Source organism: Bradyrhizobium sp. UFLA05-125, from assembly GCF_059803515.1.
The window spans coordinates 1-23,866 of the sequence record NZ_JBANBJ010000017.1; the positions used below are offsets into that span (position 1 = coordinate 1).

Here is a 23,866-nt window from a genome sequence, read left to right on the forward strand (position 1 = left end):
GTCTTAGCCCTTAACGCAAGCAATCAGCGCTCCAGTTCCTCAATCCGAAATTGGCTTGCGAAGAGCCGGGCGTTCTTTGAAGTTGCGGGAACGGCGTCCGCACCATAGCGAACGGGATCTTCCGAGTTCGCAGCGCGACTGCGATAGCCTCTGAGCTATGGCGCCAAGCCTCACGTCTAAGACAGCCAAGTGGATCCCCGCTGAGGAGGCGCGCGTCAAGCCAGTCTTTAGATCGCCAGCCTCGCCAGCTACCTCGTGACCCAGCTCGACCAACATGTCGGCGATCATCAGTTTCATCTTCGACTAAAAGAACAGAAGCCGTGAGCCAACCTCGCTAGTCCTCCTAAACCCGTGTCCTTCGTCTTCCTTCCGGCTGTGGAACCAATGATGATCCCCCGCGTTCCAGTGCCAAGGTAAGGCAGCACCTATTTTGCAGTAGCGTAGGAGGATGCAATGGGTGAACGGCGGCACGTCAAACATACGAAGACATTCAACGAACGTCTCGCTGATGCAATTACGCAATTTCGAGAAGCAGCAGAACGACTTCCACCCGGCACTGAGCGCGAGCTTATGATGAACCGAGCGCAACGAGCTGAGAAAGCAGCGCAGATCAGCGAGTGGTTGAGCCAGCCAAAGCTAAGCCCGGCACCTTCGCCCCCAGGTCTCCTGAAAACCTCTTAGTCGTGCGATCTGCCCAAGTTGGCTCCCGCCCGGCGGTGGCTGAGAGACGCCTTACGCTCGCGCCTGCACAAACAGACAGTGGATAGAACGGAGGCGGCACATCTGGGACCGTTCCCTGGAACTTGCTTAGGGCTACCCTGACCTCTTCCTCGGGCGTCGGACGCATGACCCGCTTTCGTCAGAGAGTTAAAGCAGCTCAGTCGGAAGCTTCACCAAGCCTTTGTCGATCTGCTCAATCGTGTTGATGATGATCTCGCGGTGGTCTTGGAGTATCTTCAGAACCTTCTCGAAATCACGAAGTTGCTTGTGGGATTCTTTGGTGTCGTGCCCATCTCTCTCAAGCTGAGAAATAACCGCAAGCTGCGAAGCGGTGTATTCGCTGAATTAACCTATCCCCACCTTATCGGCTTCGGGATATGTACGGCATCACGAAGTGGCGACCTTGCACACCGGATGATCCCGGTGTGGAAGCGCTCACCCGCGCAGAACGTCGGGGCAATCCATGGCGAACCAAGGGCAGAGCACCAATCAGGGTCTAGAGCGATGAGTTTCTGGTGCGGGTTCGCCGCAGGTGTACTGATCGGCGGTGTTCTCGGCGCCATTGTCATGGCCGTCATCCAGATGGCGTTGCGGGGCAACCCTTACGACAACGGATGACAGATGCCCGGCATGCAGCGTGGGAAGTGGATCTGGAGTCGGCTGCGCGACACCGCCAGGGAGCGCGAGCTTGTTCAGGCGCAAGACCTGGAGCGCGAGCAGTGGGAGGCCCGCGATGCCGGATAGCGAGAAGTTGGTGCTCGCAATCTTTTTGGTGCTGGCGGTCGTGATTACGGTTGCGTTCGCCCCTCGATGCACAAAGGCCCGGCGTGAGCACCGCAGGGCCTTTGGTATTTTCGGTTCAACGCTCTTTTGGTACGACGACGTCAGCGCTAATCAGGCGGCGCGTTCCTTATCTGACTGTTGCTTGACGCCGGTCGCGGCTTCTTGCACCCGCTTTTCGTAATTGCCCACGAGCCGCTCAATACTATCGGCCCACATCCTCAGCACTGAGACGTGAAAGTGAATCATTGGGTTGAGGGCATTCATGCCGACTGCCGTCGCTGCGGCAATTCGCTTTTGTGGGTCGCCGGTGGCGGTCTTCTCTGTCATGCTGTTCGCTCCTTTCCTCCGGTGTTACTGGCCAAAAGCTAGTTGTCGGCTTTCGTACCTTGTGATTCTAAACACTCGGCCAACACTTGATCTGCCGCGCGTCTCGCAGCTCGTTCGTCGTGCAGTTCAGCCAGCCGTTTCAAGTAAGCGACTGCCGCTATTTGCAACAGATCGAAATCATGTCGGCCGTTACCACCAAGATTGGTGACATAGCGATAGAGGGCCGAACGCCTTATGTCGTTCTCGCTGACACCGCTGTGGAGCAGCAAGTAGTTGCGCCAAGCGAATGCACACGCACCTTCTATGGCCTGAGACGTCATGGGCACCTCTCAAACCCAGAGAAAGACTGACGACCCTTTTCGTTCCGCCAAGCTCTCAGATGTAACGTTGTTCCTTAGCTGCGCTGCAAGGTACGCCATGGGGCCCTCACCCTGCCTCTGATTTGAAGCACAGACCGGAAGACATTTGCTCGATCTAATTCTTGCCGCTCGTGCCCCTGAAATTTCTTCAATTGGGTCCCTGCGGAGAGCCCACAAAGGTGATAAGCTTTGATCCTACAATCGTAGTTTGTGGAAGGAGGGGCACATGCGACGCCGGGACCTTCTTACTGGGTTGTTGGCCACCACAGCGGCAAATGCCTTGCATGCGGCCGAACCAAATAAGATCCACCGCTTGGCGGTTTGCAGCCAGTTTGGAATGGACAGCTTCGCAACGACCTACTGGGCGCTTCTCTTCGATCGGCTGCCTCAGATGGGTTTCACGGAGGGCAAGAACCTGATCGTGGATCGATATGCCACCGAGGGTCGGCCCGAACGCAATGAAGAGATCGCGCGCAAGGTGGTGCGAGCAAAGCCCGACGTGATAGCGCTTGGGTTCGATCATCAGCTCATCTTGCAGGTCGCAAAAGAGACAACCACAATTCCCATAGTTGCAACTTTTGGCGATCCGGTCGCTGCTGGACTTGTAAAGAATATGGCAAGGCCAGAACATAACATCACCGGCATTTCCTTGGACGCCGGGATCGCGATGCAAGGAAAGCACCTTGAAATTCTTTTGCAGGCGGTCCCTTCTGCAACGCGCATTGCCTATCTCTCAAACCGCGCAGAATGGGACGGGGCTTGGGGACAGGCTGTCAAAGAAGCTGGCCATCGGTTGGGAGTTTCAATCATCGGCATATCGATGGAAACGTCGGCAGGAGAAACGGAGTACCGGCAAGCCTTCGAGACCATGGCACAGCAATCGGTTCAGGCACTCATGGCCAACGGGCTTCCTCCCAATTCCGAGCACCGCGAGCTGATACTCCAACTGGCAGTGAAATATCGCCTGCCATCCATCACTTGGTGGACGGACATTGCGGAAAGCGGACAAGTATGTTTGGCCTATGCGCCAGACTGGCCTTATATTTTCGGTCTATGGGTGGTTGAGATCGGCCAAGCTCTCAACGGCGTTGCGACAGCCGATATTCCTATTCAACAGCCGACCAAACTCACACTCGCGCTCAACCTGAAAACCGCCAAGGCGATTGGCCTCGATGTACCTGCGAGTTTGATACTTAGGGCCGACAAGGTGATCGAATGAGCTAGCTATTTGTGCGTTGCTGGAGTCTGGAACTGGTCGATTCTGTTGAAAAAGGCCTTTGTCGCGAGCATGCCCATTTTCTGAAGACTTCTGATGCCTTTGACGCAGCGGGACGTGGGGGATCGCGTCAACATAATCAGGATCGCTCGGTGATCTTCCTAGCTTTACTACGAAGGCTTTTCTTGCCGGAGCTCGCTTTAAGTTAATTTCAGCGATGTTTTTGTTTCGGCAGCGTTACTGCGACTTGCCAGCGTCAGCCCATGATGACAACCGCTGCGATGTACCCGAACAACGATACCCCCACGCGGCTCAGGCTGTATGTCGAACGGAACTTCCATGATGCTTGAAGAAGAGATCAAGCTTCACAGGTTCGCCGGTATCTCGCCAGAACAGTTTTTTACCCATGCTGCCCGCCACGGCGAGGCGATGGTGGCCACCGATTAGAATAAGATCATCCGTTGCTAGGGCGATGATCTCGCCGGTTTCATCAACGATGACTTTCATGCGCCGCCTCCAATGCAACGCGTCGGTAAGCGCAGCCGCGATGGCACGCAATCTGCCTAACTTCGTGCCGGGCCCCGGGTTCCAACCCATGAAGATCACAGCTTCCGTATTGAGCGCCCCATCTCGCGACGCTTTGTGTGCGAGTGGGTACAAAATTAAATGCGATATGCAGAATGGCAGATATCTTCGCACCGGGCCGTCCGCGTACCCGCCTTTCCTAGGTGGCCAAGAGGACCCGGACGACCGATTGCGGAAGGTCGTCCTTCCCGGAGTTTCGCGCATCAATGAGGCCGCCTACGCAGCTCGGCAACGTGGGCCACGACGTTCTCAAGCTCAAAAGGCCGGTCTGAAATTAGGACGGGCTTCTTAGTTGAAGGAGCTTTTGGCAGCGCGATGGACTAACGGGCCGCAGCTTGTGTAGATGATCTTGCCAGAGGCGCCGAAGCGAAAGTAAAGCCGGACCGGCTTGCCTTCATAGCTTTGATAGTCGATCTGAACCCCGTGGTCAGTCAGGGCCACATCGTCAAGGTTGAAGGCGGGTCCTCGCTTGCTTTCGAGCTTCGGTGCCCAGTAAGCCGCGATCGAATTTCGCCCCGTTAAGCTCACGTCCTCGCAGTCGCATTCCAAGACCGCTTGCTCGTCATACAGACTGAGCAGCGCATTGAGGTCTCCCCGTCGGCAGGCATCGAGCCAGTCTACGACAGCGGCCAAAGGATCGAAGTCGCCCCGTGAAATCGACATAAGGTTCCATCATAAGGCAGTCGCCGCTCCTGGAGCGCGACTTAGATGGATCATGATGAATGTGGCTTGAACGTCGTCCCGCAAATTTGGAGAGAGAACCGTAGCCACCCGGCGATGGACCGAGCGCTCGGGCGGCACGTCGTCACGGTTAGCGTTCGGGTGCACTGCCACTCAGCGCCCAAGGTGGGTTCGGAAACCCTCTGCGGGTATCCTGCTGCAACTGGCACCGGCTAAGAGCAATGAAGCGGCTGCCAGCGCGAACACAGGGAGCTTCTTCCAGGCCGGTTGCATGACTGCGGCTAGCTCGGTTACGATTGCAGCATATTACTCAGCAGTTGCTTCCGATCGATGTCGCCAAGCGCCGAAATCGGTTTCAGAACCGTTTTCCGTCTGCGCCCTCTTCAGTTGCCCGCGAGGACGGTCCTGTCACAAACCTGTGGCATGACCATTGCATAGTCAAAATCAACTGGGATTTCAGCGCCCAGTTAGAAAATACGGCGCTGCCGGGATCTGTATTTCCAGCCCGACAGCGCCTTTTTCAGGAAGTGTATTTTCGGAGCACCCATGCCATTGAACACCATTGAATTGATCGTTTCCGCTTATGTACGTTTGAAGAATCGCCGAGCATTGGAGGACATGCGTGAACTTCGGCGCCAGTTGCTCGGAGGCTTACAAGCCGCGTCCGGCATCAATCCGGGTCCGGCCCTGAAGCATGTTCAGGAGGACCTACGAGTAATCGAGCGAGGGCTAGAGCAGCTCCGAGTGCCACAAGTGACGATGCCGCAGGAGGAGTGGCGCTGAAGGTAGAAGACATCGTTTGAAATTCATCGGTGGTGAAGCAACAATGAGCCTCGCAAAGCCTTTCCATCGAAATTATCGAACGATCAAACCCGGCCCCAATTCCGGTTACAGCGGCCGAGCTTACATCCATGATCGCAACTACGCCAAAAATGCAGAGCACTACGTGCGCGCTCTAATTTTAATTCAGGATGATCTCAAATCGATTTTCGAGTATCTGGAGCCAAGCGATGAATGCCTGTCCGCGTTCTCATATCGAATGCACGCGTTGTTCATGCGCGCCTGTATTGAAGTAGAGGCCAATTTCAAAGCAATCCTAGAAGAGAACGTCTTCACGCAACCCGCAAATCGGTCACTGAATATGACCGACTACAGAAAGGTAGACGCTACGCACCACCTATCATCTTACGAGGTGATGCTACCTATCTGGAATGGCGCGCCCAAGATCTTCAAGCCGTTCGACCAATGGAGGTCGGCACGTGGATTGCCAAATCCAGGTGGGCTAGGTCTCCCTTGGTATCAAGCCTACAACGCAAGCAAACATAACCGACACGACGAGTTTAAGAAGGCAAATTTCGAAAATCTCGTAACAGCCGTCGCTGGGCTCCTCGTGCTTGTTTCATCCCAATTTTTGGACCAGGATTTTGGTGCTGGACCGGTCAGCATTGTGGCTGAGGGCCATGACTACCACGCGATGGAAGCGTCCACGGGCTCGTTGTTTAGGATCAAATATCCGAACGATTGGCCCGATGCAGAATGTTATGATTTCGATTGGACGGCTCTCGAAACTCAGGCGAACCGCTTCGATAAGATCAACTACGATGCGATCCCATCCTAGTAGCCGTGTCAGATAGGAACAGTTGGCGTGCTACGCGCTCGCAGCGTGGGCATCGAGCGTAGACAACTTTGGATCGTTGCCTGGTCGTTGGCGAAGGCCTATCTCCCTCTTCCCTGCGGCCGTCTTGTTATCCAACTCTACGATCTGGTTGCTAGAAATCGTCAGGCTGTACTGCCCTCGCAGCGATCCGAACGCTCCAAAGCGGCTGCTCTAGCCCCTTTCAATAATTTTAGACAACGCTTCACATGTGACCTCGCCAGGATCAGCTGTATGCGCAGCGCGAGCACATCATTCTGCGTTCTCAGAGTACAGCGGCTCGCCGTTATCGTCGACAATGACGAGGGGCTTCGTACTCGCTGGCAATGCGCGAAGCTTGTTGTAGTACTCGGCCAGTTCGTCCGGCGTCATCGCGGTCTCGGGCTTGGCCTTGATGGTTTGGTCGATGTTGCCATTGACTGCGACCTTGGCCTGCAGCGGGATCATGCGGCCGAGCAAGCTGGCGTAGGTCTCGGGGCGGTTGTCGGCGAGCCATGTGACATAACCCACCAGGTCGTGCGTCTTGGAGAGCTTGCTCTGTTCCGCGGCGAGCAAAATTGCCTCCATTAGCTCGCGTGTGACCTTATTTCTTGTGCCCTTCTGACGGCCCCCAAAACGTTGGCCCTTCTTAGGGATCTTTAAGCTGGTTATATGGCCGCGGGGCATCGTGTACCGCATTGCGGTAGCCTGATCCATTGCGACTGCCATGGCTCACTGGGCGCTACCGTGGCAGGCGCGGCACGAGCGAAGACACCCCTGCTGTGAGCTTGGCAGCAGCCACCTCCTTTACTCGAGCCCCTTCGCGAGCCTTCGCGGGACCACCGGAAAATCGTCAACGGGATGTCGGCTCAGGTCGCGAGTTAGGAGGCGCAGGCGCGCTCGCCCGTCTTTGCTGCGTGATCACCCCTTCGCCGTCCGCGCCGCGCTGAGGTCAGGGGTCCTCTCGAATGCCCCTGAAAAACGGATGGCGAACCTTGCCCTGAGCAGACTTGGCACGATACTCGACCTCCGCGAGAAGCTCGGGCTCAACCCAGATGCCCTTTCGAGCGATGCGCTTGGTGTAGGGCTGCGTCTTGCGGATCAGCGGCGTCAACCGCTGGCGCAGATCGGCGGCGGATGCCTTATCGAAGCCATGATCGACCTTGCCTGCATATATCAGGTCCTCGCCCTGGCGGCGGCCGACATAGATGCCGTCCCATTTGTTGCCGTCGAGAGCGAAGCCCGCGATCACCAACGTCTCCCTCTGCAAGCAGGTTTTTTTCACCCAGTTATTGCCTCGACCGGACGTGTAGGCGCTATCGCGAACTTTCGACACCACGCCTTCGAGCCCAACCTTGCAGGCGTGCTCGTACATCTCCTTGCCATCGACCTCGAAGCTGTCGCTGTATTGCACATCGGTGCCGTCGATTACCTTCCTCAGGTGCAACTTGCGCTCGGTCAGCGGCAGCTTCCGCAGATCGCGGCCATTGAGATACAGCAGATCGAACGCGACCAGGACGATCTTGGTCGATTTGCCCTTCAGCTCGGTTTGCAGCACGGAGAAGTCGGTGGTGCCATCCTTTGATGGCACGACGACCTCACCGTCGATGATCACTGAACCGGCGCCGATGTGCCATGCGTCGTGTGCGATCTTCTGGAAGCGTTTGGTCCAGTCGTTGCCGCGCCGGGTGTAGACCTTCACCGCCTCGTTGGCGATGTGCACTTGCACGCGGTAGCCGTCGAACTTGATCTCGTGTATCCAGCGAGCGCCGCTCGGGACCTTCTCGACGGCGGTTGCGAGCGCGGGTTCGATGAAGCCGGGAAACGGAGCCTTGATGCCGATGGCTGCCGGTCTTTTCCGCTGGAAGGCCACACCAAACCCCCTGCTATTAGGATCAGGCTTCGACGGCAGGCGCGGTGCGATGAAGCCGGAGGGTCGCCGCCGCTGGATCGTGATGCCGCAGGATAGAGCGGCAGGTGGCCGGTTCAATCTGCGAGAAAGTGCGGTCGCGTTAGCATTAGGCGGCAGGCGATAACCGGGCCGCGCGATGCGGCGAGTAGCCTAAGCGGCTTCCTCATCGGCGTCGGCTATGCCGCTAAGGTATTTGTCATAAGTCTGCTTGAGGTATTTCAGGGAACGGTCGGGATCGACGTTGGCTTGCAGATGTTCTTGTACGAACCGCATTCGCCCTTTGCCGTCGGTTAGTATCTCTGCCCACGTCTTGACCCAGACCTTCACCCGGCCGTCATCGGCATCTGAAACAAGTCCGCGCGGGCGGTCCTTCTGTCGCGTTTTCACTTGCGCGAAAGGATCAAGGTCATTGGAGACGACCCAAAAATTCCAGCTTGTCTTAACATGTCGGAACCGCTCGTCGTTCGCTACCGTGTAGGCGTACTTCTCGGTCTGGCTGATTTCGTCAGCCCCCACCTTAACGCTCGGGCGCTTCAATTCGACGACGAGATGTTCAAACTCATCCGCACGGCTTTGAGGCACGGAGCGGGAGAGCATCAAGTCCACGATCCCAACCTTGCCGTCAATCCGCTTAACAGGACCATCGATAACGACGTCGTCGCCCAACAGCTTTCGGTGCTTCCGCAAGACCTCTGTCAGCGACTGGTCATCGACCGTCAAGCTGAATTCCTCGCCAAACACCCACGTATTGTCTGCGATGATGCGATGAAGTTGACTTCTCTCCTTCAAATGCGATTTTGTCTCAGCGCTGAACAGCAACGCTTCGAGCCCGTGCAAGAACTTCAGTCTGTCAGCAACCATCTTGGATGCGCTAATAATGTTCGCGAGATCAGCCTCTTCCAACAGCTTTGCGAGTTCTTGGAGCTTTCGCTCGGGCAATTCGAGCACCTCGCGCAAGATCAACTGCAACTCGTCCGGACCTCTCTCAATTGCCTGCCTAAGCATGCGCAACTGAAAGGCCTTCGTCTGCTTCGGGGCTGTCGCAAACTCGGGCAGATGCTTGTTGACGTTCAAAGCAACGATCTCGAAAACCTGCCGCTCTGCGGTCTCAACAGCGGTTTTTGGCTCGTCGCGATAGGGATAGACGTTCTCCGCTTTCCATTCATCAATCTCCGACCGGGCAGCTTCGGCGCTGCGGTCGCGGAAGTAGTTCTTTATCTTCGTCGAAGCTTCCTCGTATGCCTTTTCGACCGCCGCGTTCATTTCCGCGAGGTCGAGCGTGCCTTTCATTAGGAGGTCCGAGATCAATGGCGACTTGATGTAGGCCGAGAACTGCGCACCGGGCGTGTGAAACGATGGCACTATCCGGTGCAGCGGAAACCCTTCATCACCACAGAGAAAGACGGATCGCTCCTGCGCTGCGATCCATTCGATCAATTCAAGCCTCGCGGGGTACGCCTTTCCATCATCGAAAACTGGCTCAAGGTCGAAAGTTTCTCGGCTACGAATTAATTCCGAAGGATCGAGCTTCTGATGGTCAACGTAAATGGCGACCGTAGGGTAGTCCGTCAGGTACAGAGCAAAAATCTCGGAAAGGGGCTGGACGGCCTGATCCGGCAACAGCGACCGAAAAGTTCGATCTAACTCGGTGATCCTTACCTCGACCCCTGTCGATAGCGTGGGCGCTACCTCAACGGGGCGGCTGACGCGGACATCTACGAGGTCGTCTCGGATGAGGGTAATTGTGTATTGCAGGAGCTTTCCGCCGTCGCGGAAGGTAACGATCCAATCGGCTACTCGTCCAAGGGCAAGTGCCTTGAAGCGGCCCTTTCCCTCTTTGCCGTGCAGAAAGCGCGCCTGTCCCTTAGACCGGGCAAGCCCCTTCCACGATCCGCCAAGTTTGCCGAACAGAGAGCCAGCTTCATTGTATGGGATGCCGTGTCCGTTGTCGCGGATCACCACCGCGGTCATCGCAATGTCGTTGCCTTCGACCTCGACATCGACACGGGTGGCGTCTGCGTCCACGGCGTTCCAGACAAGCTCAGCGACCGCCGCAATCGGGCGGCCGGTAGTAAGCTTTCTAATGTGGTCGCTATCAACCTGAACTTTGTAATGCGCGTCAGTTTCAGCCGCCATTGCCCGGTCCCCCCGACCAAGAGATTAGCATTGTCGTGTTGATCGGTAAACTTCATGCAGCGGCGGCCTTATCTTCTTTGTCGGCTCCTCGCATGACAATCCCGAGCGCGTCATCCGGCAACGGCCGTTGCAACGCCCTGGCCTCATCCCATGGCGCCCGCATCCAGACATCATCGTTCGTCAGAACTACGGGCATGGCCTTCGACTGGATCGGCTCGACGATCGCGTTCGGCGCGGTCGTCAATAAAAATCGTCTTCGCTCTCGTCAGCCTCCTCGACCTCCGCATCAAAGTCGTCGAACTCCTCCGCCAGGTCCTCTTCCACCGCAGCTTGTTGGATTTGTTGCCGCGCCCGCTCTAGCCGTAGCCGTGCGAGCAATGCATTGCGGTTCATATGGGATGAGCCGGACCTGTAGAACTCGATGTCGAGTGCTAGCATGGGCCCAAAATACGGATCAGCTGTAACATGAGCCTTCGATCCGCTGGAGTTTAGGTTCTTCAGGGCGCTTTCATAAGAATAGAGCCACATTGAACTCCGGAGGCCATCCGCCGTTAGGCTGCGGTCCCACAATGATTGGTCGATGCCCCCCTGAATGAGGCCAAGACGCTTGGCGTCGCTAATCAGGATGGCAATCGCACTGTCTTCCACATCAAACAGCTCCGAGATTGCCGCCGCCCGAATGGGCGCCTTTAGGCAGATACAAAGAAATAGGAGCCAGCAGATTTCGCCACGCTTCTGCAAACGTGTGAGCGTCGGAATTCGCGCTGCCACGAAAGCTCCGACGCGCTCAACACCGACATCTTTCCTATCAAGATCTCGAAAAATTAGGACTTCGAGCATGATAGAAAGAACAGTAGAGTTCTGCCGGTAGCTGGAGAGCAGATAATCTTCAATAAGCCGCCATTCTCCGCATTCCAAGAAAAGGCGACGGGCGTTCTGAATAGCGAATTTCTGGACGTTGGCTTCCGGGTGGGCCCGAACCGCCACCTCTATGCCGTAGAAATACTGAAGAAGGCTGCCTCTATCAGCATTGGAGCCCGGGAGAAGGCTTCTGACGTGTTCTTTCCATGCCGCCGGGAAGAAAGGCCCAGTTGGTGAAATGCTTGTCTTGTTGTTGTTCAACTCCAGCTCAAATTCGTTCACGCAACGACGGACAGCTGCGACAACGATCTCAGCCTCCTGCCGCGAGGTGCAGCCGAAGGTATAGTCGTCTACAAAGCGCATTCCCCCGCGTTGTTTTGCGCTCCAGTTTCGCTTGCCCTTGAGCGCAGTCTGCAGCGCTTGATCAACAGCGGTGCCAATAATTTCCGCCAGCAATCTGGATGTATCGGGACCGACAGGCAATCCGATAGTCTGCCCGTCCTGAGCGTTCCGCACGAGAAGATCGAGAAGATTCCCGTACATGGTCATGTCCTGCTTTTTCTTCTTAGCGAGGACTTTGCCATGAATCGCCCACGGAATAGTGTGCGTGTAAACCGAATGAAAGAAAGCCGTGATATCGGCCTCTGCCAGTAGCTCGTAGCCTGCGTTTAGGGTTACCCTCTGTGCATCCCGAGCGTCGAAGGCGGGCCTGATCAGCGCTCGTTCACCGGCCCAGTCAAATATTGCGGGCGCGATAGAAATCTTTGAACGCCGATTGAGCTTCCGGATACCGACATAATTCTCGGCTAGGACCTTTGACAAATAAAAGTACGAGATGGGATTGATGTATGCGTGTCTACGGTCCTCGCGGCCGAAGCGAGGAAAGTGAAAAACGGCACGCTCGCCCTTGAATAGATGAAAGTGCGGAGGCCCCTTTTTCTTCGACGGGATTGCGCTAAATGCCTTTAGAACCGCCTCGCGGCTAGCGCCGAATCGCTCGCTGTAGAAACAAGAAGGCATTTCCGGGGGGAAAAACCCATTTGAGAGAAGGCGGGCGTGTCGCGCCTTAGGCGTTTTAGCGCTCATGGCGATATGTCTGTATTCTCTTTCGTGGTGAGCGGTTGGCCGAATGCCAAGGATATCGACGAAAACTGATTCTTAGGATAACTTGCAATACAGGCGAGATACTACTTAAAAGATACTTTCATACAAGAGGCTGGGCTAACTGATCCAGGGTGACCGGCCGCTAGGTAGCTTATGTCGCACGGATTGCGGTAGGCGTACGGTGATTCCGGTTTGAATAGGGCGCCGCGAGAGACCTGCCGCGACGCCGCACCGAAATTGGCGAGGTACTTTGCCACTCCCTCGGACTTACCCAAAGGGGAAATCTCCTAATGACTGATGGCGTCAAGCAGCGTGCCCTAGCGTATGCTGAATATCTGTCCAAGCTGTCGCCTGAGGAACAGGCGCGCCTCAACGAGGAGGCGCGCAAACAGGGCGAGGACGAACACAAGGCATTTCAGAAGAAATTTCGAGCGGGGCAATGTTGGGTCTGCGGCGACGCGCTGACTGCGTTTGATTCGACCAAACCATGCTCCCATTGGCTTCTAAAACCCGATGGCTTCGGCAAAGAGCATTTCGACCTGATCACGCAGAAGTATGGGCTCATCAAGCTTGAACATTACTTGCGTTGGGTCGCGAACGAGGAGGCATTCGCGAAAAACATCAACGACCTCGCTGATGAGGGCAGTGGCAAGCTTGTCGAGCTCACGATCAAGTACAAAAACCTGCAATGGTCATTCTCTTGCAGCGCAAGCGATCTCAGCGGCCACGACGGTGGCGGCGAACACTCCAAACGACCCCATTGGCATTTTCAAATGTATGTCGATGACAAGCCGTTCATCCCGATACAACGATTTCCACGCGGCACTTTCCGAGCAGGACATTGGTCTCCTCGAATATATGCGTAAGAACCCGGGAAAGGTGCGGAAACGATTCGCGGGCGGTGCCGGGATGGGAGATGTGCTTCACGAATCCACGCTTGAGCAAGTCGTCACCATGGGTCGGTCTGCTGCCGCAGAAGACGAGGCCAACGCCGCGCCTATCGAACTCAACACCATCGTTATTGCGGAGCCCGGAAAAAGCATAAAGGGCGAGGACATTTATAATCTCATTCAGGCCGCGAAGGCTGAGAACGTCACCGTCACGAGCAAGCTTCGTGGCCTTCAAGGCGCGAACATTACCACAACGGTATCTCCGGGACCCGGAGTCGTCGCTCAGGCCGTTCGTTCCGGTGGTAGAAAGCGGAAGCGCCGGGACCCGCTGCTGGTTCGGCAGGATCGCCAATGGCGCGAGCGCCTAAAGCGGCCAACTGATCCGCCCGAATAGCCCTCGTCCATGGAGCCGATCCCGGGCGTTAGACGGACAAGCCAAGATTGGAAGGCTACTCCTGACACTCGGCGGATACTGACCCGCCGAGCCTTTGATCTCTCAATGTTTTTCGCGTCGATACTTCTCCCGCAAGGGGAGAAGGTGGCTCCAGCGCAGGGCTAGGCAACAGACACCATAAGGACCCAGCTGCTCACCAAAGCGCGCAGGTCTTGGGGCCCGTACGCTTGTGGATTGGCGTTCATTCTGCTCGTAGCGCTGCCCTTGCCTTTCCAAGAGGCCGAACGTTTGTCATGGGTTGAGCGTCGTGAAGGCAAGGCAGTGTCCCTACTGCGCAGCGTCCATCAGACGCGAGGCGATCGTTTGTAAGCACTGTGGGCGCGATCTTCCTTTGTCCCAACTTGCCGCCGACAATCCCTGCGATCCCAACACGTCCCAAGGCAAAGCTTGGGCGAGGGGCCTGGCAGATAGGGCGGCCCGCGACGCCTCCTTGAGATGGGTTGAGCCGAAAAGTCGAACGCTCATCGCCAACTTGGGGCACTTGGAGCGACAGTTGGGTTTGGGCGGCGTCGGCAAGCCACTGAGTAGCTGGTGGGCCTACGTGCGTTATTGGCTGCAAGGTGGCCTTCCAAAAGCCAAAGCAGTGGTCCTAAGCGCGCCACCGTTGGCCACGGCCCGCGAACTGGCGTTCTGGGAGCCGTACCGCCCCATTTGTACCGGACCGGGCGTTCGTCGCACCACCGGGCCGGAATGGGGGCTGGCGGGGCCTCTGGCGCAGGTGGTTTTGGCACCTGGGCTAGGCGCCTTTTGCGGCTTGGGGGGCGTGCTGGGCAGACCGGGTCCGGACGTCAGCACCCGGCAGGGCGCTTGATGACCGGGGAGCCGCACGGAAGCCGCTCGGGTGCGCGCGGCACCACAATATTTGCCGATAAACAGGGCATGGATTTCGGCGCGCCACGGGTATCGAGTTTGGCTTGTCGCAGCGCAGTTAGCCAACATATTTCGATTCGTTAGGCAGATTTTTCGAGTTGCAGGGGGGCCTAGACAACGTCGCCGTCGAGCGAGAACGTTCGGGGTAGCACCGGTAGCACTCCGGCCTCGCTACTATATTTTTCAAACCGTTTTGCCAGTCGTTCGTAGGTCCGCCAGCGCATCCACTTTGGCTTGGGCGGCACAATCCACTCGTCCGCCTCCAGTCCTGCGATGCGTTCGCAAAGCTTTTCTTTCATGTAATGCGCCCGAGCCGCTGGTGAGTAGTACTGTGACGTATATGCCACCTGTTTGCCCAATGACTTTCGTCCAACGAAAAACCTTGCGCCGGGCAGAGACCACAGTACGGAAACGTGCCGGCCTTGAGCGGGACAAATAAAATAAAGTTGCACTCCACCGAAATGACGCGGGCAGCCGACCAGCCGGATGCTCTGATCGATCCAGTTGGCATGAATCCGCATCGTGCCGTACGTCACATTGTCGGCCGAGGGACTTGTGAGGTCAGCTTCGATGCGTGCGGAGGCCAGCTCGTTGCCGTCTCCATCAAACCAACGAAAGCGTGACAGCTGAGTCACTTTTCCAGGTTGAATGAAGCCGTCGCGGCTCAATAAATTGATATTCAGCTGAAGCCCAAGCTCAAGTGGTATCCGTCGCATACGTTTCACCCATTCTGTTACTGAACTCGATGCGTTTTCATCTGCAAATGATCGATTCTGTCAGTTTGCCTGTTTAACGCTGGGCTGCTGGAAGCAGCGCCATCACCCCCACCACAATTGTCGGTCGGCCTCCCGAACCAGCAGCAGGCTAAGCCGCCGTACTGCTCGCCCCAAACCTCGGCTCGTTGCGGCGGGTGGCATGGGCAGGGCCACGCTCCGAGGCTCATGGCCGGGCCCCAAGGAGCACTTGCGGGCGTTGCTGGTGCGACGAACTGCCAGGGGTGCCCCTTGGGGCCATAGCCATGCGAAATCGCACAGGTACGCACCGTTGCAGGCTATGGCCTTTTTGGGTATTGCGCTGCCATCTGAGTGCTGGGTCCCCTCGGCACGACGCGGGGCGGGCCGCATAAATGGCGGCAGGTTGGCTTCCGCCGCAAACCGTCGGCACACCTCTGGCTGCGTCTGTCTGTAGGCCCGGCCTTGACGGCCTACAGACTGCGCTGCTGGGGTGCCCGCCCGGGTGCTGCGCAGTCCCGCAGTCTGTATATAGGGTTTCAGACTGCGCGCGGCCCTTGCGCAGTGTGCGCAGACGGTCTGCGTGCATACTGCGGGGACCGCGCATTTTGGACCTATAGGAGCTCATCGTCGGCCTGCACTGGTGCGCCCTTGAGGACCTCGTAGGCCTTAACCATCTTCTTGCCCTTGGTGCTGTGCTTCTCGACAATGCGGATAATTCCGGCCCTGATCAGTTGGTCTAATGCCCCCTTGCTCTGGTTCCTGGAGAGTTTGAACTCAACCTGCAACAACGCGTCGGCGCGACTAGATTTCGGGCCGTCGGTCGCTGCGGTGAAGGCTTCGCCATCGCCTCGACCCTGCTTCAGCCGGTCTAGAAACCGCGGAAGCCATTCCGCCGACAGTATGTCGTTGCTTGTTTTCCATGGCTCCAGAACAAAACGATAATCGTCGGTGTCGTCTTCCAGAGTGACGGGCAGTTTGATTGTCTTCTTGCGAAACCATTGCGAGCCCGAGTTGAGGGTGTAGGACTGCTTCGGATCACCGAGGCGGCAATAACGCATGTAGGTCGCCTGCTCGGCCTCGGGCAAAATGTCCTCGGCTTGCTTCTCCGTCATGTTTGCCATTATGATTACGACGCGCGCGGCGTCGGTCATGGCGCTAGTGCCACGCGCCGCGTTCTGATCGTCCACGGTCCCCCTAGACATCTTGTTGGTATGAGAAACCAACACCACACCACAGTTACCGCGCGTTGCGATGTCGTCGGCAGCGTTGTGAAGCTCCTGCATCTCGGCAGAATTCTCATCGAGACCAGTGTGCAAGCGGATGAGCGGATCCAAAATAACAAGATCAATACCTAGATCGATGATCTCCTCGCACAGTTCCTCGTGAAACGACGTTCGTTGAGCAACTTCATTCTTTGTGGTGCCCTTCGTGACCAAGGCGACGTTCTTTCCTTGGCAAATGAACAATCTGCCCTTCAGACGCTCCTTGATCTTCTCGATGTCTGCGGCCTTGTAACCGACCCTAGCAACCTCAATCGCCGCGATGCGCCGCCAAATCTCATCGAGCGGCTCCTCGCCGGATACGAATGCTATCTTCAGGTCCTGACGCATCGGGTGAAAGCCCGCGAAGTCTTCGCCCAACGAGAACGCGATCGCCGCCTGAAGCGTGAACTGGGTCTTCCCCGTGCCACCGGTCGCCGAGATGATGGTCACGGCCCCGCGCAGTGCGAAGCCCACCGCAACCCACGGCGTACCGGTCAGTTGCGAGTGCTTGAAGTCTAATGGCACCAATATGGGGGAACGCTTGGCCTTGACCTCCGCCTCGGCCTTCTGTTCGAGTTTGGATTTAGTGTTCACGAGTTCACCCCCGCATCCAGCATCCTGCGGTACAAATGCCACCACGTCGGGTCGTGCTTGTCGGCGAGGCGATATATGTTGTCGCCGCAATGTCCGGGGCCATCGATGCACCGATCCCAATTGCTGCCGCCCCAATCCGCGAACAGATCAAACCCAGCATCGCCCAGCTCGGCTCGGATTGAGGAGCCAACGGCAAACTGATACTTCTCATCGAACGGCAGGCGAGCGAGCGCGGCCCATATCTTGAGATGCGGTTTGCACCGCTCCCACTCTGGATCAGCCAGCTTGGCGAGAACCACGAGCTTCGCCATGCCGTTGAATTTCGTCGGTGGCCACCTGGTGATGGTGGCCCAGCGATCGTCGGTCTCCGCTGCGTCGTATTTGGTGCTCTTGCGCGACCAGGTATGCAGTATCGTAAGACCCTCCGCGCTGCCGCCGGTCGCGTGCCATATCGCCATTGTGACGGTGTTCCAGTCGTCCCATCCGAGATCTCGGTTCGGAACGGCCCGGCACGCCAGCGTGATCCTCTCGATACTGGGAAGGTCGTTGTCCTCCGGCAGCAGCGAAACACCGCCGCCGCTGTCTGCCCGCATCATCGCCGCCAGCACCGGATCCAAGATGCTCGCGACCTTCGGCTTGGCGGGCACACGCGTACGCGCGACACCAGACCTCTGCCGCACGTCATCTGACTTTGGCACTTTGTCGATCAGCCACGAAGGCGCGTCAGCTATTTCGACATTGTTGAGCCACCGATACTCGCCGCCGCGCGGATGTTTTGACGGCGGAGCAATCACCATGCCACCTTCGCCTCGAACGTCGATGCCGAGCGCGCGGGTGTTGCCGTCAATTACGATCTCGGACGCGCTATTCTTAATCCGCAGGCCCGGCGGCAATCGGAAGTAATAGTGAATAGATCCCGTGGGCGATTGCGCCATCAGGGTTTCTGACAGCCGTCCGTACCTCTCCTCTAAAGCGCGGAGGGCTGCGAAGCCGTCATACTTGTGGCCATCGACGGTGATAGTGTCGATATCGAGGACGAAGATACGATTTACCGATCCCGTCGGGATGCCGAGCGGATCGTCGGGGTACTTGCCCCAGAGTTTTTGAATCTCAGCCGGATCCTTGGTCATGCCCCAATTGCGACCGTTCGTTTTCTTGCCGGACCAACGACCTTGCTTGCTCCACTTGCCATTTTTCGACCGCTTGTACCGGGCCTCGAACACGAACAAGTCACACGCGGCGTAGGCCAGCCCGGCGTCGATGAGGCCGCCCTTCATAACTGACACCCCTCATCGTGAAGCCATTGCTGAAGCAACGAAACGGCCTCACACTTCGGGGAACCTGACGCGCGGATGTTTCCGTTCGGTGTGGTGTACAGTCCAAGTTCGGCCCCGCAGCCGGGGCACGGGTTCACCCAGCGACCATTTGCGTTTTTCGCAAAGCCGAGACGGAATGCCACAGACTGTAATTTTGCGTCCACCCGCGCCTTGCGCGACGACTCGGCATCCTGCGCCTTGCGACAAGCGTCCCATATGGCCTCGATGTCAGGCCCCTTCTTTTGGTGGCAAGTCACACCGCTTACCGCAGACGTATCCTTACCAGTCCGGCGTGGCGTGCCAGCGCTGACCGGAGTTTTCTTTTGGGACATGTCACTGGTCCTTCTTGGCTTCGCCGCGCACGGCAACATTGGCGTTGCGCGCGGCAATTCGCGCATTTTGCCAAGCGAGAAGATCGGCTTCGAGCCACGCGACCGCTCGGCCGGTGTCACTGAGCGGAATTGGTTTCGGAAATTCACCGGTTTTCATCAATTCGCTGATCTGCGTGCGACGGAGGCCGACAACCTCCGGAAGGTCGCGTGAGCGAAAGAGCCGGTTGAGCTGATGTGATCTGAGTCCGCCAGAGCCAACATCATCCGTTGGGTCCATTGGCCTAACGAGCGGCGAGGCCGGATCTAATTTGGTTTTCGTAGGCATGTTTTGCGCTCCGTTATTACCCAGCGGCACTTGCCGGTGGAGCATTAAGTTATGGGCGAGTGCAGCTGGGCCGCTACCGCCCTTAACTACTGGGTAGTTAAGGGCGGGCACCGGCGTGACCATGACAGCGGCAAAACCGATCATCCGTTGATCGAATGGAGCCCATTTGAGATCAGCAGGGGCTGCTTCGGACGCAGCTCTGATCCAGCGCACGCACGGCAAAACGTCAGTGTCGCCGAACCATCACAGAGACCAATACGTTCAAGCGCAACAGCGGCGAGGGTGACAGCACCGTCCTGTCGACCAAACGCGTGTGGGGGGTTCGTTGTCCGAGGCCCGGTGAACCGTGAACGCCATAGCGCCAGCGGAGCTGGCAACGGCTTTTGGTTCGCGAAGGGATCACAAGCTAAGACTTTGGGCGACGCTTCTTCATGCGACGGGTCGACCCGCGCTTACCCGCAATCTGTGCCGCGAGCAAAGAAGCGTCGAGCGGATCGGGGGCAACCTTGTCAACCGCCGGATCGCGTTTCATGGGTGCTCCACCAACCTTGCCCCCATTCTTCTGAAACCGACGAACTCGCAATGCATCCAATTCTAGTTGTGCCTCCGCCTCTGTTCGGTCATAGGCGGGCGTGAGGGGTCGGTGCGCTGGCCGTTTAAGTTCTCGTATCTGTAGCAGATCAGCCAGCTCTGCGCGCTGAGCAGCCGTTAATTCACTGTCCGCGCGCAGCAAGGCCAAGGCCGTTGTACACAAATCACTAGCTGGGAAATTGAACTGATAGCGATCCAATAGTTCGATCAAATAGTCGCGCTCCATTCGAGTAATTCGAGTTTCAGATCGCAGCAACTTTATCAATGGCTGCTTGTTCTTGCCCTTGGTTTTATCAATGGAAGCTAAGGCTCCGATCCAAGGGCGAGTGAACAGATCGTCGGGGAGCCACCACGCGATATCTTCGAACTCTTGGCTCGTGCCTTTACCCGCGTTTTCCTCCATTAACCTCTTAAGCTCGGGAGATATTGGTCGCTGTTTGGCTGAGCGGCCGTTGCCCAACTTTCTCCTTTTGTATTTTATCTTGCTCATGACGCACGCATGGGCGTGACGTTATCGTGAGCTCCGGGCGCCAACGTCGTTGTGCAATAGCGCGCCCAATCTGCCATCAGCTTTTGACGCTTTTGGAATAGGTCACCGCGTCGATAGGCGGCCTCCACCTTGTTGCCAATTACGTGGGCGAGCGCCATCTCGATGACGTGATTAGGGTAGCTGGTTCGCTCCGCCGCCCAATCCCGAAACGTAGACCGAAAGCCGTGGACCGTGATGTCGAGCCGACCCATACGCTTCACCACCTCAGCCATGGCCATGTTTGAGATCGGAACGCCCTTGCGGCCGCCGGGGAACACAAAATCCCCTTCACGCGGCAGCGTCTTGAGAATCTCAAGAGAACGGCCGGTCAGCGGCACGCGATGTTCTTTCTTGGCCTTCATTCGCCCGGCCGGGATGGTCCACAGCTTCGCGTCCAAATCGATCTCCGACCACCGAGTACCGATGATTTCACCAGTGCGGCTGGCATTGAGGATAGTGAACTCCAAGGCCCTCGCGGCGATGCCCTCGCGAGTTGCCAGCTGAGCCATAAAGCCGGGTACCTCAGCAAAGGACAGCGCCGCGTGATGCTCGACCTTGGCAATTGTGTTGCGGGCGGGCAGGGCATGGACCAAGTTGCCGTCCCACGTAGCTGGATTTTCTCCGGTCCGATAACCGCGTGTCTTCGCGAAATCGAGAACCGCTTCGATCCGGCCACGCACTCGGCTCGCTGTCTCGGTCTTGGAGTACCAGATCGGCTCGATTGCCTTTAGGACGAGCGCCTTGTCTATCGCCGCAACCGGGATGTTTCCCAGCGCCGGGTAAGCGTACATCTTCATCGTCGAGAGAAATTGCGCGGCGTGCTTGGCATTATTCCATTTGCGTGAGTGAAACTTGAAATATTGCTCCGAGCACTCCTGAAAGGTGACGTTCGCGGCCGCAGCTAGGGCGCGCTCCGTCGCCTGTCTGGCGCGCTCCTCATTGCGGGCATCAATTGGATCGATCCTATCCTTGAGCAGCTGCCGCGCTTTGCGGGCGCGCTCGCGGGCCTCGTCCAACGTGAAGTCATCGACTGGTCCCAGGCCCATCGCCCGCTCGCGTCCGCCGCGCTCATAGCGTAGCAGCCATGAGCGGGCACCGGTCGGCGTTACCTGCAGATAGAGGCCCTTCACCTCCCCATCTCGGTAGCGACCTGGCTCAGTCAGTTTGGCGATTTGCCTCGTTGTCAGTGCCATCGCAATCGCCCTTCTCCCCTAGCTGCCTAGCCCCCGGATTGACCCCCGGAACGGCTCTACCGGTGCTTACCGACCAATATCGGGTGAAAACGGGCAAGAACAAGTGGTGAAAATCCCTGCGATGCAAGGCTTTTCAAGCTCTAGCCACCGGGCCATTTTGGGCCTCTTTGGGGCTTACCAAACGCTGCAAAGGCGGCCACTCTCTCCGCCATTTCTACGCCACAGCTCTCCCTGTGTATCCGATTGTTCGCATCTACCGCAAGGCGACCGAAGAATTCCGCGATCTTGCGCTAATTCCTCGCGCAAGCTGTAGGTTTTTCGCCGTGGGTTCGGAGGATGGTTCTTTCCGCCACCACACAGTTTTCCTTTGTATCCGATTGTTCGAATCGACAGCGGAAACAACGAGTAGCGCGACTAAGGCTGTTGCGGCTAGTTCCGGAATCTTACCCTACTCACCACGCAAACCGTAGGTTCTGATCGTGGGTTCGGAGGACGGATTTCGCGAGGCAGAACACATGTCCGGCAAGCTCAAGCCCCGCTCGACTCGAAGGCGACGGCCGGTCACCCAACGCATTGATCCGTCATGGCGTTTTCAGAAACGGCGAGACCCTGTTCATTTTCGACGAGCCAGTTCTGCGGAGCTGAGGCACCCTCCCGGCCGGATTTGTTGAATAGCGGGAATCTAGAGATGCGTCGTCCCCCGTTCATTGCCGATCAGGCCCGGAATGCGCGCGGTCTCTTGGGCCGGCTCATCGCCTTCATCATGGCTCGTGAAACCTGGCGCGAGAATCTGCGCGTGATGGATAAGCTCGGTATCGAGCAGGGCGATCATGTGCTCGACGTCGGATGCGGTCATGGCCGCAGCCTGATGGAATTGGCCGCGCGGGCTCCTCGAGGACGCGTCGTCGGGGTGGACCCCTCTGAGCTGATGGTCGAGATCGCGGCGCAACGAAACCGCTCCCTTATCGAAGCCGCTCGCGTGGATGTCGTGCTTTCGGGTGTGGAATCGCTGCCGTTCCCCGATGACGTGTTCGATAAGGCGCAGTGCGTTCACGTGCTCTATTTCTGGAAAGATATCGAAATGTCGCTGCGCGAGATCGCGCGCGTACTGAAGCCGGGTGGCCGTCTGGGATTGCTGTTCCGGACAAACGCTGACCGCAAGGTCATCGCATCGTTCCCATCGGAAATTTATCGCTTTCCGGCGCTGACCGACGTAGCGGCAGCGCTCCAACGAGCCGGCATGAACGTCGATACTGCGTGGGATGACTCGAACGAACCTGCTCTAGTGTTGGCGACGAAGCGGCGCGTCTTGAACTGAAGCGGTCAGACGTCGGCAGTCGTGGACAGACGTTCGACCACATCGTCGATCTCGTCGGCTGTGGTGTGCCTGCCCAGGCTGAAGCGGATCGCTCCCATTCCGATTCTCTCGGGCACGCGCATGGCTGCGAGAACGGGCGAGAGCTCGATTTGGCCGGAATGGCACGCCGAACCCGTCGATGCCGCGACGTCGTGCAATTGGCTCAGGATATCCGCGCCTATCCTGCCGACGAACGACACGTTGAGGGTGTTGGGCAGGCGACGGGTGGGATGGCCGTTGAGTGCGACGCCTTCGCCGAAACTATCTTGCAGCGCCTGCCATAAACGATCGCGCAAGGCTTCAATGCGGTTCATCGGCGCGAGGTCTGCGGCCAGTGCACAGGCCGTCCCAAGCCCAACTGCGAGCAGGGCGCTCTCGGTTCCGGCGCGTCGGCCCGATTCATGACCGGCGCCGTGAATCAACGGTTCAAGCGTGAGTCCTCGCCTGACATACAGCGCGCCGATGCCCTTAGGGGCGTAGAGCTTGTGGCCGGCGATCGTCAGCATATCGACACCAAGCTCGTCCACCTTGGTCGGAATCTTTCCAACCGATTGAGCCGCATCGGTGTGGAAGCGGATTCCGTGCTCTCGCGCGATCACGCCGATTTCGGCTATCGGCTCGATCGTACCGACTTCGTTGTTGGCGTGCATGATGCTGATCAACAGCGTCTGCGGAGTAATGGCGCGGCGGACGTGCTCTGGATCGATCAAGCCTGTCCGGTCCACCGGAAGGTATGTGACCGAACCGCCGTGCTGTTCGAGAAACCGGCAGGGGGCAAGAACGGCAGGATGTTCGATTACCGAGGTGATGATGTGCGCCCCTTGGCGATTGAGCGCGAAGAACGTGCCTTTGATTGCGAGATTGTTCGCTTCGCTGCCACCGCTAGTAAACACAATCTCCTCGGGTGCAGCGCCGAGCAGTGAAGCCACTTGACTACGAGCTTGCTCCAGAGCGGCTTTTGCAGCCGCGCTCGCCCAATGGCCGCTGGAGGGGTTGCCGAAGGCGTCGCTCAGCAATGGCCGCATGGCTTCCGCCACGGCTGAATCAATCGGTGTGCTCGCATTGCAATCGAGGTAGATCGGCCGCATCGTCGCAGTCATGT

General features: G+C 57.5%; 23 protein-coding genes and 1 pseudogene. 8 read left to right on the forward strand and 16 right to left on the reverse strand.

The annotated features are described in order from the left end of the window. Nucleotides 1-945 precede the first annotated feature (945 nt). The gene (locus SO156_RS17315) at nucleotides 946-1,338 is read left to right on the forward strand and encodes a hypothetical protein (RefSeq protein ID WP_498535633.1); all 393 of its coding nucleotides are present in this window, start codon (nucleotides 946-948) and stop codon (nucleotides 1,336-1,338) included. Between the two features lie 276 nt (nucleotides 1,339-1,614). Here SO156_RS17315 and SO156_RS17320 read toward each other — a convergent pair whose 3' ends face one another. Continuing rightward, nucleotides 1,615-1,830, reverse strand: a complete 216-nt coding sequence (locus tag SO156_RS17320; RefSeq protein WP_498535634.1) for a hypothetical protein — start codon at nucleotides 1,828-1,830, stop codon at nucleotides 1,615-1,617. A gap of 38 nt (nucleotides 1,831-1,868) precedes the next feature. Further along, nucleotides 1,869-2,150 carry a hypothetical protein gene (locus SO156_RS17325; RefSeq protein ID WP_498535635.1) on the reverse strand — a complete coding sequence of 94 codons (282 nt, stop codon included), beginning with the start codon at nucleotides 2,148-2,150 and terminating at the stop codon, nucleotides 1,869-1,871. Nucleotides 2,151-2,415: 265 nt separating this feature from the next. Between SO156_RS17325 and SO156_RS17330 the strand changes: the two genes are divergently transcribed. Next, on the forward strand, nucleotides 2,416-3,408 hold the full coding sequence (locus SO156_RS17330; protein WP_498535636.1) for an ABC transporter substrate-binding protein: 993 nt from the start codon (nucleotides 2,416-2,418) through the stop codon (nucleotides 3,406-3,408). Nucleotides 3,409-3,717: 309 nt separating this feature from the next. Here SO156_RS17330 and SO156_RS17335 read toward each other — a convergent pair whose 3' ends face one another. Next, complete coding sequence (locus tag SO156_RS17335; RefSeq protein ID WP_498535637.1) at nucleotides 3,718-3,912, reverse strand: hypothetical protein; 195 nt, start codon at nucleotides 3,910-3,912, stop codon at nucleotides 3,718-3,720. A 366-nt stretch (nucleotides 3,913-4,278) separates the two neighbouring features. After that, nucleotides 4,279-4,653 (reverse strand): YybH family protein, encoded by a 375-nt coding sequence (locus SO156_RS17340; protein WP_498535638.1) that lies wholly within the window; start codon nucleotides 4,651-4,653, stop codon nucleotides 4,279-4,281. Between the two features lie 564 nt (nucleotides 4,654-5,217). On the opposite strand from SO156_RS17340, the gene SO156_RS17345 reads away from it, so the two are divergent. After that, nucleotides 5,218-5,454, forward strand: coding sequence for a hypothetical protein (locus SO156_RS17345; RefSeq protein ID WP_498535639.1), 237 nt, complete (start codon nucleotides 5,218-5,220; stop codon nucleotides 5,452-5,454). A gap of 16 nt (nucleotides 5,455-5,470) precedes the next feature. Beyond that, entirely contained in the window at nucleotides 5,471-6,289 is an 819-nt protein-coding gene (locus SO156_RS17350; protein WP_498535640.1) for a hypothetical protein, read from the forward strand. A 288-nt stretch (nucleotides 6,290-6,577) separates the two neighbouring features. Here the strand turns inward: SO156_RS17350 and SO156_RS17355 are convergent, their stop codons facing one another. The 5 genes and pseudogenes from SO156_RS17355 to SO156_RS17375 form a co-directional block, all read right to left on the reverse strand. Then, entirely contained in the window at nucleotides 6,578-6,880 is a 303-nt protein-coding gene (locus SO156_RS17355; protein WP_498535641.1) for a hypothetical protein, read from the reverse strand. A gap of 376 nt (nucleotides 6,881-7,256) precedes the next feature. Further along, on the reverse strand, nucleotides 7,257-8,177 hold the full coding sequence (gene ligD, locus SO156_RS17360) for a non-homologous end-joining DNA ligase (protein ID WP_498535642.1): 921 nt from the start codon (nucleotides 8,175-8,177) through the stop codon (nucleotides 7,257-7,259). A gap of 189 nt (nucleotides 8,178-8,366) precedes the next feature. Next, entirely contained in the window at nucleotides 8,367-10,352 is a 1,986-nt protein-coding gene (locus SO156_RS17365; RefSeq protein WP_498535643.1) for an ATP-binding protein, read from the reverse strand. A 52-nt stretch (nucleotides 10,353-10,404) separates the two neighbouring features. Continuing rightward, nucleotides 10,405-10,596 (reverse strand): annotated as a pseudogene (locus SO156_RS17370) (SOS response-associated peptidase); the annotation flags it as partial. Beyond that, a complete protein-coding gene (locus SO156_RS17375) occupies nucleotides 10,593-12,299 on the reverse strand; it encodes an RNA-directed DNA polymerase (RefSeq protein WP_498535644.1) in 1,707 nt (568 codons plus the stop codon). The gene SO156_RS17375 and the pseudogene SO156_RS17370, both read right to left, overlap by 4 nt. A 308-nt stretch (nucleotides 12,300-12,607) precedes the next feature. Between SO156_RS17375 and SO156_RS17380 the strand changes: the two genes are divergently transcribed. The 3 genes from SO156_RS17380 (at nucleotide 12,608) to SO156_RS17390 (ending at nucleotide 14,472) form a co-directional block, all read left to right on the forward strand. Then, nucleotides 12,608-13,183, forward strand: coding sequence for a hypothetical protein (locus SO156_RS17380; RefSeq protein ID WP_498535645.1), 576 nt, complete (start codon nucleotides 12,608-12,610; stop codon nucleotides 13,181-13,183). Between the two features lie 43 nt (nucleotides 13,184-13,226). After that, the gene (locus tag SO156_RS17385; protein WP_498535646.1) at nucleotides 13,227-13,601 is read left to right on the forward strand and encodes a hypothetical protein; all 375 of its coding nucleotides are present in this window, start codon (nucleotides 13,227-13,229) and stop codon (nucleotides 13,599-13,601) included. A gap of 307 nt (nucleotides 13,602-13,908) precedes the next feature. Then, nucleotides 13,909-14,472 carry a zinc ribbon domain-containing protein gene (locus SO156_RS17390; RefSeq protein ID WP_498535647.1) on the forward strand — a complete coding sequence of 188 codons (564 nt, stop codon included), beginning with the start codon at nucleotides 13,909-13,911 and terminating at the stop codon, nucleotides 14,470-14,472. Between the two features lie 169 nt (nucleotides 14,473-14,641). Here SO156_RS17390 and SO156_RS17395 read toward each other — a convergent pair whose 3' ends face one another. The 6 genes from SO156_RS17395 to SO156_RS17420 all read right to left on the reverse strand — a co-directional run bounded on the left by SO156_RS17395 (nucleotide 14,642) and on the right by SO156_RS17420 (nucleotide 21,407). Then, the gene (locus SO156_RS17395) at nucleotides 14,642-15,247 is read right to left on the reverse strand and encodes a hypothetical protein (RefSeq protein WP_498535648.1); all 606 of its coding nucleotides are present in this window, start codon (nucleotides 15,245-15,247) and stop codon (nucleotides 14,642-14,644) included. 629 nt (nucleotides 15,248-15,876) lie between these two features. Then, a complete protein-coding gene (locus SO156_RS17400) occupies nucleotides 15,877-17,121 on the reverse strand; it encodes an AAA family ATPase (RefSeq protein WP_498535649.1) in 1,245 nt (414 codons plus the stop codon). Further along, nucleotides 17,118-18,398, reverse strand: coding sequence for a bifunctional DNA primase/polymerase (locus SO156_RS17405; protein ID WP_498535650.1), 1,281 nt, complete (start codon nucleotides 18,396-18,398; stop codon nucleotides 17,118-17,120). The genes SO156_RS17400 and SO156_RS17405 overlap by 4 nt, the downstream gene beginning before the upstream one ends. A gap of 372 nt (nucleotides 18,399-18,770) precedes the next feature. Continuing rightward, nucleotides 18,771-19,238 carry a helix-turn-helix transcriptional regulator gene (locus tag SO156_RS17410; RefSeq protein WP_498535651.1) on the reverse strand — a complete coding sequence of 156 codons (468 nt, stop codon included), beginning with the start codon at nucleotides 19,236-19,238 and terminating at the stop codon, nucleotides 18,771-18,773. 262 nt (nucleotides 19,239-19,500) lie between these two features. Then, nucleotides 19,501-20,175, reverse strand: a complete 675-nt coding sequence (locus SO156_RS17415; RefSeq protein WP_498535652.1) for a hypothetical protein — start codon at nucleotides 20,173-20,175, stop codon at nucleotides 19,501-19,503. Then, nucleotides 20,172-21,407 (reverse strand): tyrosine-type recombinase/integrase, encoded by a 1,236-nt coding sequence (locus SO156_RS17420; RefSeq protein ID WP_498535653.1) that lies wholly within the window; start codon nucleotides 21,405-21,407, stop codon nucleotides 20,172-20,174. The genes SO156_RS17415 and SO156_RS17420 overlap by 4 nt, the downstream gene beginning before the upstream one ends. A gap of 688 nt (nucleotides 21,408-22,095) precedes the next feature. Here SO156_RS17420 and SO156_RS17425 point away from each other — a divergent pair. Next, nucleotides 22,096-22,725: a class I SAM-dependent methyltransferase gene (locus tag SO156_RS17425; protein WP_498535654.1), complete on the forward strand. Its 630-nt coding sequence runs from the start codon at nucleotides 22,096-22,098 to the stop codon at nucleotides 22,723-22,725. Nucleotides 22,726-22,730: 5 nt separating this feature from the next. Here SO156_RS17425 and SO156_RS17430 read toward each other — a convergent pair whose 3' ends face one another. Continuing rightward, a complete protein-coding gene (locus SO156_RS17430; RefSeq protein WP_498535655.1) occupies nucleotides 22,731-23,864 on the reverse strand; it encodes a cysteine desulfurase family protein in 1,134 nt (377 codons plus the stop codon). Between the last annotated feature and the right edge of the window lie 2 nt (nucleotides 23,865-23,866).